Source organism: Arthrobacter sp. WCS2018Hpa-7 (genome assembly GCF_031843805.1).
Lineage (GTDB): Bacteria > Actinomycetota > Actinomycetes > Actinomycetales > Micrococcaceae > Arthrobacter.
In genome coordinates this window covers 60,392-72,236 of record NZ_JAVTJB010000025.1, presented here as the reverse complement: position 1 = coordinate 72,236, position 11,845 = coordinate 60,392, and the positions used below count along the sequence as shown (strand labels likewise).

10 protein-coding genes are annotated in these 11,845 nt (G+C 63.4%); 4 read left to right on the top strand and 6 right to left on the bottom strand.

The annotated features are described in order from the left end of the window. Positions 1-234 precede the first annotated feature (234 nt). Together RQH14_RS20410 and RQH14_RS20405 are read left to right on the top strand one after the other, a co-directional pair. Positions 235-1,536: an MFS transporter gene (locus RQH14_RS20410; protein ID WP_311214952.1), complete on the top strand. Its 1,302-nt coding sequence runs from the start codon at positions 235-237 to the stop codon at positions 1,534-1,536. Between the two features lie 82 nt (positions 1,537-1,618). Continuing rightward, complete coding sequence (locus RQH14_RS20405; protein WP_311214951.1) at positions 1,619-2,107, top strand: pyridoxamine 5'-phosphate oxidase family protein; 489 nt, start codon at positions 1,619-1,621, stop codon at positions 2,105-2,107. A gap of 101 nt (positions 2,108-2,208) precedes the next feature. Here the strand turns inward: RQH14_RS20405 and RQH14_RS20400 are convergent, their stop codons facing one another. From RQH14_RS20400 to RQH14_RS20375, 6 genes are all read right to left on the bottom strand, one after another. Beyond that, the gene (locus RQH14_RS20400) at positions 2,209-3,426 is read right to left on the bottom strand and encodes an amidohydrolase family protein (RefSeq protein ID WP_311214950.1); all 1,218 of its coding nucleotides are present in this window, start codon (positions 3,424-3,426) and stop codon (positions 2,209-2,211) included. 36 nt (positions 3,427-3,462) lie between these two features. Next, complete coding sequence (locus RQH14_RS20395; protein ID WP_311214949.1) at positions 3,463-4,485, bottom strand: oligopeptide/dipeptide ABC transporter ATP-binding protein; 1,023 nt, start codon at positions 4,483-4,485, stop codon at positions 3,463-3,465. Between the two features lie 8 nt (positions 4,486-4,493). Further along, on the bottom strand, positions 4,494-5,546 hold the full coding sequence (locus RQH14_RS20390) for an ABC transporter ATP-binding protein (RefSeq protein ID WP_311214948.1): 1,053 nt from the start codon (positions 5,544-5,546) through the stop codon (positions 4,494-4,496). Then, positions 5,543-6,544, bottom strand: a complete 1,002-nt coding sequence (locus RQH14_RS20385; protein WP_311214947.1) for an ABC transporter permease — start codon at positions 6,542-6,544, stop codon at positions 5,543-5,545. Before RQH14_RS20385 ends, RQH14_RS20390 begins: the two co-directional genes overlap by 4 nt. A gap of 75 nt (positions 6,545-6,619) precedes the next feature. Continuing rightward, positions 6,620-8,344 carry an ABC transporter substrate-binding protein gene (locus tag RQH14_RS20380; RefSeq protein ID WP_311214946.1) on the bottom strand — a complete coding sequence of 575 codons (1,725 nt, stop codon included), beginning with the start codon at positions 8,342-8,344 and terminating at the stop codon, positions 6,620-6,622. Positions 8,345-8,401: 57 nt separating this feature from the next. After that, positions 8,402-9,445 carry an ABC transporter permease gene (locus RQH14_RS20375; RefSeq protein WP_311214945.1) on the bottom strand — a complete coding sequence of 348 codons (1,044 nt, stop codon included), beginning with the start codon at positions 9,443-9,445 and terminating at the stop codon, positions 8,402-8,404. A 144-nt stretch (positions 9,446-9,589) separates the two neighbouring features. Between RQH14_RS20375 and RQH14_RS20370 the strand changes: the two genes are divergently transcribed. Both RQH14_RS20370 and RQH14_RS20365 read left to right on the top strand, forming a co-directional pair. After that, positions 9,590-11,056: a chlorohydrolase family protein gene (locus RQH14_RS20370; protein ID WP_311214944.1), complete on the top strand. Its 1,467-nt coding sequence runs from the start codon at positions 9,590-9,592 to the stop codon at positions 11,054-11,056. A gap of 34 nt (positions 11,057-11,090) precedes the next feature. Then, the gene (locus RQH14_RS20365; RefSeq protein ID WP_311214943.1) at positions 11,091-11,792 is read left to right on the top strand and encodes a GntR family transcriptional regulator; all 702 of its coding nucleotides are present in this window, start codon (positions 11,091-11,093) and stop codon (positions 11,790-11,792) included. Positions 11,793-11,845: the final 53 nt, after the last annotated feature.

Below are 11,845 nucleotides of genomic sequence, written 5' to 3'. Positions count from 1 at the left end.
GCTCTATCACTTCCCGCGTGGTGGGGGTGTGATGCTCTATCACTTCCCGCGTGGTGGGGTGTGACGCTCTATCACCTCCAACCCTTTTGCGGATCTCTGCTTCTCATCTTGGTATTCCAAACCTGTGATGATTGAAGTTTGTCTCATTTTATCGGGTTGATTGCTGGCATTTACTTTCCGCCATTCTCATCCTAGGCTTACTTGGTATACCAAAGTTGCTATGAGGGGAATGACGTGCGCGAGAAGCGGCAGGCTGGAGCTGGACTGAGTCCGAGGCTGATGACGGGGTTGGTGTTGCTTGGGCTCGTCATGGTTTCCGTCAATCTTCGGCCGGCCATCACTACCGTTGCCGGGGTGATGAACCAAGTGCCGGGTGTGTTTGGTTTGGATCCTTCGCTTCTTCCGTTGCTGGGGACTTTGCCTGTGTTGGCCTTTGGGGTTTCGGGTCCGATTGGTCCCTGGCTGGCCCGACGTTGGGGGACCGGGCGGGCTGTGGCTGTTGCGTTGGTGGCCCTGGCTGTTGCGCTGATTGTCCGGGCAACAGTGCCCGCACTCTTGCTGCCAGGCACGTTCCTGGCCGGCATGGCGATCATGACCGCCAGTGTCCTGGTGCCTCAGATTGTCAAGGCAAACCATGGCACGGGATGGTGGACTGGACTGTGCACCATGGGATTCGGTCTGGGCGCTGCGCTCGGCGCCGGGCTGGTCCAGCCGTTGCAGCACCTCTTGGGCGGCAGCCTGCCGTGGGCTCTGGCCGTGTGGGCGGTGCCGGCACTGGTGGGTGCCATCCTCATTTACCGATCCGGAGGTACCCCCGCACACGGTGCCGGGCCGACGGCAGGTGGCAACGCGCCGTCGTCGGCCGGCACCAAAGTAGCCGGCACCAGCGAACCTGTCCCCGGGGAGCCAGCCATACCGCTCAGAAAGCAGCGCACTGCGTGGGCAGTGACCGCGTTCTTTGGCCTGCAGGCGATGCTCTACTTCGCCATCACGTCGTGGCTGGCGGTGTATTTGGTATCCCGGGGGCTCGGACCAGCAGAATCGGCGGCCCTCCTGGCGTGGTTCAGCCTGGCGGGACTTCCTGCAAGCCTGCTGGCCCCCGTACTCGCCAGCCGTCCCGGCATCTTGAAATTCCTGGCACCAGGGCTTGGATTGTCGGTGGCGCTCGCGCTCCTGGGTGTGCTCGCGGCCCCGGCTGAGCTGCAGTTCCTGATGGTCGGGATTCTGGGCGTGGTGCAAAGTGCTGGATTCGGACTCGCCATGGCATTGGTGGTGATCCGTTCGGCCGGACCCCAATCGGCCGGACGACTCTCCGCCATGAGCCAGGGCTTCGGGTTCGCACTGGCGTCCCTGGGCCCGCTGGGGGCAGGGTTGCTGCACACCCTGACCGGCGGCTGGGAAGTGACGTTCTGGGTTCTGGCTGCTGAAGCCGTGGTGCTCGCAGGGGCAGGATTCTTCGCGATCCGCGGCCCCCTGGTGAGTGTGGAGCCGGTGCCGGTACCAGTTGAACCAGGATCCACACCTACCCTCGTTTGATCATCCCGCCGCACAAGGGTCTATGGAGCGAACCAGACTGGTGCCCTGTCCGGGCGCAGCCCTGCAGCGTATCCTCGGCGGTATGACGAACTCACCAGCAGGGACCGATCAGCCGAGCCCTCCAGCCACCGAAGTCCTGGAAACCAACGAATGCTGGGAGCTCCTCAGGGGTGTATCCGTGGGCCGGCTCGCGGTGTGGGTGGATGACCACCCGGATATCTTCCCCGTGAACTACAAAGTGGACCACGGAACCATGGTGTTCCGCACCGGTGAAGGCACCAAACTGCATGCTGCCCTCAGCGACGCCCCGGTGGCCATGGAGGCTGACAGCGTCAACACGGAGACTGGCGTGGCGTGGAGCGTGGTGGTCAAAGGCCAGGCAACTGCCGTGAAGCTGACCGAGGATGTCCTGGATACCGTCGGACTCCTGCTGTTCCCTTGGGAGGCGGGGCAAAAGGACCAGTTCATCCGCATCACTCCAAGCGAAGTGACTGGCCGCCGTTTCACGGTGACACCCCCGGTCACCTGGTGGACCCCGTTGGATGATGCACCGACAGCCCGCAGTGAGTAACTGATAACGCGCCGAAACCCGCCCCTGCCCGTAACCCGCACCGCTGTGCGGCATGGGGTTCGAACAAGAGCGGGTTTGGATGAGCGGGTTCAGAGGGGTAGCTAGACCAGTTCCAACTGGTCCGCCACGATCCTGCCCTGATGGATCACGGTCCGGTCCTTGCCTCGATCCATGACGGTGGAGGCCACCGTTTCGCCGTCCACCAGCAGCAGTTCCGCTGGGTCGCCAACCTCGACGCCGGGACGGTGGGCAGTGTCCTTGAGTCGGGTTGCGTTGGGGTCAAGGATGCTGGCGCCGCCGATGGTGGCGATGGCCAGGCAGTGTTCGATCAGCTCGTCCTTGCGGAAACCGTGGGTGAAAGCGAGCTGCCAGGTGCGGTCCAGCATGTCGGTGTTGCCGTAGGGGGACCAGTAGTCGCGCTGGCCGTCTTCGCCCAAGCCCAAGCGGACACCGGCCTCGGTCAACAGGGGGATGGGCAGTTGGCCGGCAGCCGATGGGGCAACCGATGCCAGGGAAACGTCCAACTCCGCGAACGCATCAATCAGCCTGCGGGTGGTGGCCTCGTTGACGCTGCCCAGTTGGTAGGCGTGGGACATGGTCACCTTGCCCTGCATACCCAGCGCGCGCGTGCGCTCAAGCACCAGATCCGTGCTGAACACACCCAGCTCGCCCGGTTCGTGGAGGTGGATATCGATGGGAACCTGGTACTTCTCCGCCAGGCCGAAGACGATGTCCAGGTGCTTGGCCGGATCCCGGTCCAAAGTGCAGGGATCGATGCCACCCATCACGTTGGCCCCTGCCTTCAGCGCCTCTTCCATCAGCTCAACAGTGCCCTCCTCGAGCAACAGACCGGCCTGCGGGAAGGCGATGATGTCCACGGACGCCTGACCGGCAAACTTCTCCTTGGCGGCAGCAACGGCGTCGAAACGCTCCAGCCTGCAGTCCACATCCACCTGCGCGTAGGAACGCACACGGGTGGTGCCCCGCGCGATCATCCGTCCCAGAGTGTCGTTCACCCGATCCTGCAGCGGGACCTCGGCGTTGCGCCAGTTCTTACGGTCGTTCATCATCATGGTCCACACGCCTGGACCACCCGTGTGTTCACGGAAGGGCAAGCCGATGCGGGTGGAATCGAGGTGGACGTGGACATCTGAGAACGACGGCAACAGAATCCGGCCCCGGCCGTAGACCAGCGTCACGCCATCGGGAACGCTGCGGGCCGGGTCGTGGGGTTTGACGGCGGTGATCTTGCCGTCAGCGATACTCACATCGCTGAGCCCTTGTCCCCAAGGACGGACGGCGTGGATCAGGGTGTTCAATGGGTGCTCCTTCGGTAGTGAATCTGTTGCATGCCTCTATTGCACGCCTGCCAGGACCGATGCCGCCATACCCGTGTGGTGGCAGGCCGGGGCGGCAGGAGTGGCAGGCGTGGGGATCTGGTCGATGCAGCGTTGGCGCTGGTCTTCGGGAAGGGTGCCGATCAGCGGGCAACGGGTGCGGAAGACGCAGCCGCTGGGCGGGTTGGCCGGTGAGGGCAGGTCGCCGCGAAGCCGGATCTTCACTTGTTCCCGCGCTGCGCGGGGATCCGGCAACGGCACTGCCGAGAGCAGTGCTTTCGTGTACGGATGCCCTGGATCGCTGAACAAGGCGTCCCGCGGCCCCTGTTCAACGATCTTGCCCAGGTACATCACCGCAACCTCGTGGGAAATGTGCCGGACCACGGAGAGATCGTGGGCAATGAAAATGTAGGAAACACCGGTGTCACGCTGGATCTGCTGCAGCAGGTTCACCACCTGTGCCTGCACGGAGACGTCCAAGGCGGAGACTGGTTCGTCGCACACGATCACCGACGGGTTCAGGGAGATAGCGCGTGCAATGCCCACCCGTTGCCGTTGCCCACCGGAGAACTCATGCGGGAAGCGGTTGTAGTGCTCCGGCTTTAGTCCCACCTGGTCCAGAAGTTCCTTGACCCGGTTCTTGAGCCCACCCGGCGGGCTGATCTTCTGCGCCACCATGGGAGCCGCGATGGCTGTGCCCACGGTCTGCCGGGGATTCAGGGAAGCAAAGGGATCCTGGAAGATCATCTGGACTTTGCGCCGGAAGTTGTACAAATCCTTGCCGCGCAACCCGCTGATGTCCACGCCGTCGATCATGATCCGCCCGCCCGTTGGATCCAGGAGGCGGGCCACCATGCGGCCGGTGGTCGACTTACCACAACCGGACTCACCCACGAGCCCCAAAGTCTGGCCTCGGGCAAGGCTGAAGGACACGCCGTCGACCGCTTTGACTGAGCGCTTGGCAGCCCCCGGAAGGAGGCCGCCCTTCAGCGGAAAATGCTTCTGAAGGTTCTCCACCTGGAGAATGGGTTGATGTTCCATGGCGGGTCCTAACGCGAATTCCGGATGGTAATGATCTGCGGGCCGCTCAAATGGCACCGTTTTCCGTGCCCGTCCTCAACCCGGAGCTCAGGGCGTTGGCTGACGCAGATGCCGTCGTCGGCGAGCTCTGAGTACTGGCACCGTGCGCTGAAGATGCAGCCCTTGGGCAGGTCAAGGAGCGACGGCGGCTGGCCGGGTATGGGGTTCAGCCGGCTGGAGGAGCTGTTCAGCGTGGGCATCGAGTTGAGCAGGCCCAGCGTGTACGGGTGCTGGGTGTCATAGAAGATGTCATCCACAGGGCCGGACTCAACGCATTGGCCTCCGTACATGACCAACACGTTGTCGCAAACCTCGGCGACCACTCCGAGATCGTGGGTGATCAGGATCAACGCTGAGTTGCTTTCCTCCTGGAGCTCGGACATCAGGTCCAGGATCTGGGCCTGCACCGTCACGTCCAACGCAGTGGTGGGCTCGTCGGCGATCAAGAGCTCCGGCTCGCAGATCAATGCCATGGCGATCATGGCACGCTGGCGCATGCCACCGGAGAAGTGGTGGGGGTACTCGTCGTAGCGCTGCTCAGGGCTGGGGATACCCACCCTTCCCAGCATGTCGACGGCGGCCGCCCGGGCCTGCTTCTTGCTCGCCTTGTTGTGGACCAGGTACGCCTCGGCGATCTGGTGGCCGACAGTGTAGAAGGGATGCAAGGCGGATAAGGGATCCTGGAAGATCATGCCGATGTTGCGTCCACGGAGCTGGCGCATGGCCGATTCCGGGATCGCAACAAGGTCCTTGCCCTGGAACATCGCCTGGCCGGTGACCTGCGCCGAGGTGCCCTTGAGCAGGCCCATGAGCGCCTGGCTGGTGACGGATTTTCCGGATCCTGATTCGCCAACGATCCCAAGTGTCTGGCCGCGTTCCAGCGCGAAGTCCATGCCATTCACTGCGGAGACAACGCCGTCGTCCGTTGGGAATTTCACGGAGAGGTTCCGGACCTCCAGGAAAGGGGCGGTGGCTGTACCGCCGGCAAGTGCGCTCGCGGTAGTTGTATTCAACTGGGTCATTGGAGCCTCACTCGGGGATCGATGGCGGCGTAGGCGAGGTCCACCACAACGTTGGCGACGATCACGAAGAACGCGGCCAGCATGGTGATGGCCATGGTGACGGGGAGGTCGCCGGAAATGGCGGCGTGCACAGCCGTGAAGCCCAGGCCGGGGACGGAGAAGATCTGTTCCGTGAGGACCGCGCCGCCCAGAAGGAGGCCAATGTCCATGCCGAGCATGGTCACCACGGGAGTGATGCCGGCCCGCACACCGTGCTTGAACGTGACAGTCCGCGGCGCCAAGCCCTTGGCACGGGCAGTCCGGATGAAGTCCTCACCGAACGTCTCGATCATGTTGGTCCGGGTGACACGGATGTAGGAAGCACTGAAGAGCACGGCCAACGCAATCCACGGCAACAAGTAGTTGGCCACCCATGCCCCGGGCCCCTGCGGGCCAAAGGGGCTGTTGATCTCGTTGGTGGTGAACGGCAGCAGGTGGAGCTGGTTGACGAACAGGAACAACAGGAAAAGGCCGGTCACCGGGATGGGCAGCGAGACACCCACGGAGGCTGCGCCAACAATGAACTTGTCCAGCGGCGACCCCTTGCGAAGGGCAGCCAAAAGACCCAGGCCGACGCCGGTGATGGTCCACAGCACCAGCGCGCCGATGGCCATGGAGAAGGTGTAGGGGAGCGAGCGGGCGATGATGTCCGCTACGTTCTCATTGGTTTGAAAGGATTTGCCGAGGCAGGGCCACTCACACAGTGTCTGGGCGCCGGGGGCACCGATCATCCGTGAGGAGAAGAGCCCGCGGATGTAGTCGGCGTACTGGACCAGGAAAGGCTGGTCCATTCCCAAGGCAACGCGGGCCTCGGCGACGCGTTCTGGCGTGCATTCCTGCCCACAAGCAGCAGCCGCGGGGTCCGATGGGCCCAGCTGGAAGAGCGTGAAGGTGATGAAGCTGACGGCGGCGAGAAGCAGGACCAGCGATCCGGTCCGGCGAAGAATGAAAGTCATCATGGTGGTGGTTGCGGACCGCCCGCTGGTGCAGGCGGCCCGCTTCTCCTTCTGGACTATGTGGTTTTCGAAGCCCGACTATTTCTCGACGCCGACGATCGAGAGGTCGATGCCGCCGAAGAAGTAGCCCACCTGGGCATTGCGGACGTTCGAACCCACCACGCTGTTGGTGTGGCTGCGGATGAGCGGCACGATCGGGTAGGTCTTCAACGCCGATCCGAAGGCCTCGGACCACTTCTTGCCCAGTTCCTCGGAGGTGCCATCCGTATTGCGGAGATCAAACATGGCCTTGGAAACCACGGGATCGAAGTAGCGGGACGTGTTGGAGAAGCCGTAACTGGTGCCCTCGTTGTTCGGGCCCAGCAGTGGATCTGCGGAGGTACGGATGGACGCAGGATCGGCACCACCGCACCAGCCGGAACGGCCCATGTCCGGGAGTTGCTCGCTGGCCAGGATGGAGTAGTAGTTCGGTGCGGGAATCGCCACCAGTTCCACCTCGATGCCCAGGGCCTTCAGGTTCTGCTGCACCACGGTGCCCGTGTTCTTGAAAGCATCCCGGTTGTTGGCGTAGCCGTACGTAAGGCTCTTGGGGTAGTCCTTGCCTTCCAGGAGCTTCTTGGCTTCCTCCAGCTTGGGCTTCCCCGTGGGATCCAGCTCCAGTTCGGTCTCCACGTAGCCACGCATTTTCGCGTTCAGCGGGCTCTGGGTGATCTCGCCAAAGCGACGTCCGCCGTACTGGACCAGGATGGACTGGCGGTCCAGCGCCAAGGCGATGGCCTTGCGGACATCCGGGTCCTTGATCTTTTCCGTGTTCAGGCTCAGGACGTCGTTGCATCCCAGGAGACCGGAGGCGACGCGGTCCTTGACCTTGGCATCGGCCAGTTTGGCGGAGTCCGAGGTCTGCAGGGCACCGTTGGAGTCCAGGGTGATGGCGTTCGGGTCCGAGTCGGCCAACAGCTGCTGGCTGATGGTGGCCTGCGACGTGGAGAGCGAGAAGCTGAACGTGTCCGGAAGGGCCGAACGGTTGGGGTCCGTGGCGGGATCCCAGTGCGGGTTGCGGACCAGCTTGAGGGACTTGCCGCGGTTGTACGACTCCACCATGTAGGGGCCCGAGGAAACGGGGTGGTTGGTGTAGTCCAGCTTCGTGTCCTTGGCCTTCGGAACCGGGGCCGTGTTGGACCGCGATGCCAGGGCCGGGAACTCCGCGAACGGCTTCTTCAAGTGGAAGACCACGGTGCGGTCATCGGGTGTTTCAACCGCCTTGAGCACAGCGGAAGGATCCTTATACGGTCCCTTGTACCCACCGGCGTCGAGCGCTGCATTCAACTCCTGCGGCGCCTGGGTGAAGACGTCCTGCGCGAAAGTCCGCTCCACGCCGTACTTGATGTCGGCCGAGGTGATGGGCGTGCCATCCTCGAACTTCACGCCTTCCTTAAGGGTGAACGTCCAGCTCAGGCCGTCATCGGAGACCTTGCCTGTATCGGTCGCAAGGTCCGGGACCACTGTTGGCGGCTGGCCTGCGGTTTCCTTGGCCATGGTCAGCGTGCGGTAGTACAGCTGGCCGACGTTGGCGGTCTGGACATAGTTGCTGTTGCCCGGATCCAGGGTCTGGAAATCGGAGGACATGAGGACGTTGATGTTGCCGCCCTTGCCGTTGAAGCCGGACTTGACCACGTTGGGGGCCAACTCCGTGACCGACCCGGCCGACTGGGAACTGCCGGGCTGGCTTTGGCCGGCACCGCAGCCTGTGGCTGCCATGGCGATCAACACCGAAAGTGCCAGTGCTCTTGCAGGGGTTTTCATGATGCTCCTTGTGAGGGGTGAAAGGCGATGCGGGGATGAGGGTTAGTGAGAAATTTGCTAGCGGGAGGACTTGGGATCCAGGGCGTCGCGGACTGCGTCGCCCAGAAGGTTGAAGGCCAGGACGGTGACGATGAGCATGATGCCGGGTACGGCGAGGAACCACGGATCACTGAGGTACCAGTTGCCGGATTGGGCGGCGTTCAGCATCTGCCCCCACGACGGTGTGGGGTCCTTGACGCCGACGCCGAGGAAGGACAGTGCCGCTTCTGCCGAAATGTTGGTGGGGATCAGCATGGTGGCGTACACCAGGACGACGCCCATGACGTTGGGGATGATCTGCCGGAACAGGACACTCAGGTGGGAGGCGCCGAAGGACCTGGCGGCTTCCACGAATTCGCGCTCGCGGAGGCTGAGCACCTGCCCGCGGACGATTCGTGCGAGGTAGGCCCAGCCGAAGAAGCCGAGGATGATCACCAGCGAGGCCATGGGCAGGAAGCTGCCTTCACCCAACGGGGTATCCCTGAGCCGCGATTGCAGGATGGGGGTCAGGGACAGCACCAGGAGGAGGTGCGGGAAGGCCAGGAACAGGTCCATGATGCGGCTGATGATGGCGTCGGTCTTGCCGCCGAAGTAGCCGGCGGCCGCTCCGAGGACCGTTCCAAGGACCACTGACACTGCGGTGGACAGCAGGGCGATGGTGAGGGAGACCTGCCCGCCGTGGGCGAGCCTGGCGAACAGGTCGCGGCCCAGTCCGGGCTCGACGCCCAGCCAGTGCTGGGCGGACGGGTACATGTAGCCGGGGAGCGGCAGCCCTGGTGTCTGGAAGTCATCCAGTACGTCCGGGCCGGTGTTGGAGGTGAAGGGGTCGTTGCCGGACATGGCACTCAAGACGGGAGCCAGGATGGCGAAGAGCATGATAGCCACCACCACGCACAGGCTGAGGAGGGCGATCTTGCTTCGCCGGATCCGCATCCAGGCGGTGGCGAGCAGGGAGCGGGCCTCGGCGGGTGCTGTGGCCTCCGGCGTCGTTGCCGGAGGAAGCGGCGGGCTTCCGATGCTTGGTTCGGACTGTAACTGGGTCAACGGTTCTGCTCGATTCATGATCCAAGGAGCTGGCTCCGGAGTTCTTGTATACCAAAATAGACTAGATCAGGATTGGTGCGATGTAAATCACAAATAATGTACTGTTTGGAATACCAGAGAGTTTCTTTTGGGATCTGTACCACATGAGGAAGAGGAGTTGCCGTGCCCACCAAGGTCACCGCCCGGTACGTGCTGGGTCATCACAAGGGACGTCACGTGCTGCTGGAGGACGCATGTGTGGTCTACAGCGGCGACGTCATCGACTACGTTGGCCACGACTACACGGGGCCTGTGGACGAGGAGCTCGACGCAGGGGATGCCTTGCTGATGCCGGGGCTGATCGACCTCGATGCCCTGACGGACATCGACCATCTCATCCTGGACAGTTGGGCCGGCCCGGAGCAGGCCAAGGGGCACCAGTGGTCCGAGGACTACTTCCGCAACCGTCGGGCCAACGTCTTCACCGCCGAAGAACGCCAGCAGGTCCGGGAATACGCCTTGATTCAGCTGATCCTGCACGGCATCACCACGTACATGCCCATCGCGTCCGAGGTTCATTCCGAGTGGGCTGAACCCTTCGAGGAACTGGCGGGGATGGCGGAGACCAGCCGGCGGCTTGGCCTTCGGGGGTACCTTGGCCCCGCCTACCGGTCGGGCGTCAATGTTGTGCTGGAGAACGGCAGCCGTTCAGTAATGTTCGACGACGGTCGCGGCCGTGAGGGACTGGCCGATGCCCTGCGCTTCCTGGACCATGCAACGGAACTCAATGACCCGTTGGTTAACGGCGTCCTCCTCCCGTGCCGCATAGAGACCCTGGACCTCGAGTTGCTCAAGGAAACAGCGGCGGCCTCCAATGAGAGGGACGTCCTGGTCCGCCTGCACTCGCTGCAGGGCTTGGTTGAACGTGAGCTCATCCAGGAGTGGCACGGCGTGACGCCTCTGGAATTGCTGGACCAGGCAGGGCTGTTGAACGAACGCCTCTTGATCCCGCACGCGACCTACACGGACCGGAATCCAGCAGTGTTCGGTGAGGATCGGGGCGATCTCGCCCGGCTGGCGGACAGCGGTGCCAGCATCATCCACTGCCCACTGACCTCCATGCGCTACGGGAGCACGCTCGACTCGTTCAAGGCCTACAAGGAGGCGGGCATCAACATTTCGCTGGGCACTGACTCGTTCCCACCGGACCTCATCCGGGGCATTGACTCCGGTGTGCAGCTCGCCAAGATCCTGGCGGGCTCCAACGACGCCGGGGACGTTGCCGGATACGTCGACGCCGCCACGCTGGGTGGAGCGCAGGCCTTGCGGCGGCCCGACTTGGGGCGGCTGGAGCCCGGCGCCCAAGCAGACATGGTCGCTTTTTCACTGGGCGACCTTCGCGACGGCGTCCACGAGGACCCCATCCGAACCCTCCTCCTGAATGGAACAGCGCGCCAGGCCGTGCTCTCCGTGGTGGCAGGACGGACCGTCATGGCAGACGGCGTGATCGCCGGAGTTGACCTGGACTATTGGCGCTCCAAGGGCCAGGAGCTGTTCGACAAGATGCGCCGCGCCTACACTGTGCGGGATGCCCGGAACCGACCGGCCGATCAGCTGTTTCCTCCCGTGTATGCTCGGTTGGAACGCTGACCGGCGCCGTCCGGCACATGGAGCGGACACCGGCATGAAGGGAAGTTTGACAGTGGCTGAGGCGATGCCGGACACCGGAAACGGCCGTGATGATGAGGCGCGTGCGGAGAACGTCTACCAACTGGTGTTGGAAGGGATCGTCACGGGTACTTACGCGCAGGGCATGCGCTTGCGCGAACGCGAACTCTCCGAGCTCTACAACGTGTCCCGCATACCGGTCCGGGAAGCCATCCAGCGCTTGGAACAGGACGGTTTTGTGGCGACGTTCCCGCGCCGTGGTGCCGTGGTGCGCCAACTGACACTGACAGATGTCAACGAGCTCTTCGATGTCCGCCTGTGCCTGGAAACCTTCGCCGCGCGGATGGCCGCCACCAGGGTTGCCGAGGGAAGCGACGGCGGACGCCTCCAAGAACTCATGGAAGCGTCCAAGACTGCCATCGACGAGGACCGGACTGACGACGTTGCCGTCATCAGCGCCGAGTTGCACGCCGAAATCGTGCGCCTGTCCGGCAACCGGCTGCTGATCGAGTCCGTGAAACCCCTCTTTGGCCGGATGCGCTGGATCTTTGGGCTGGCCCACAACCGCAGCAACGAACTTCAGCGCGACGAGCACACGGAGTTGTGCAACGCGATCCTGAAGGGCCGGCCGGACCTGGCTTACTCGCTGGCGTACTCGCACATCGAGCTGGGCCGCGAACCGGTCCTGGCTGGCCTCGCTGAAACCCTGGAACCGTGAGTTTTCGTACAGATAACGCCCTTTAGAGGCCCTCTTCCGGGCGTTATCTGTAC

Coding starts and splice junctions, on each gene's coding strand:
- RQH14_RS20405 (WP_311214951.1), top strand. CDS start 1,619: ATGACGAACTCACCAGCAGGGACCGATCAGCCGAGCCCTCCAGCCACC.
- RQH14_RS20395 (WP_311214949.1), bottom strand. CDS start 4,485: ATGGAACATCAACCCATTCTCCAGGTGGAGAACCTTCAGAAGCATTTT.
- RQH14_RS20390 (WP_311214948.1), bottom strand. CDS start 5,546: ATGACCCAGTTGAATACAACTACCGCGAGCGCACTTGCCGGCGGTACA.
- RQH14_RS20385 (WP_311214947.1), bottom strand. CDS start 6,544: ATGATGACTTTCATTCTTCGCCGGACCGGATCGCTGGTCCTGCTTCTC.
- RQH14_RS20380 (WP_311214946.1), bottom strand. CDS start 8,344: ATGAAAACCCCTGCAAGAGCACTGGCACTTTCGGTGTTGATCGCCATG.
- RQH14_RS20375 (WP_311214945.1), bottom strand. CDS start 9,445: ATGAATCGAGCAGAACCGTTGACCCAGTTACAGTCCGAACCAAGCATC.
- RQH14_RS20365 (WP_311214943.1), top strand. CDS start 11,091: ATGAAGGGAAGTTTGACAGTGGCTGAGGCGATGCCGGACACCGGAAAC.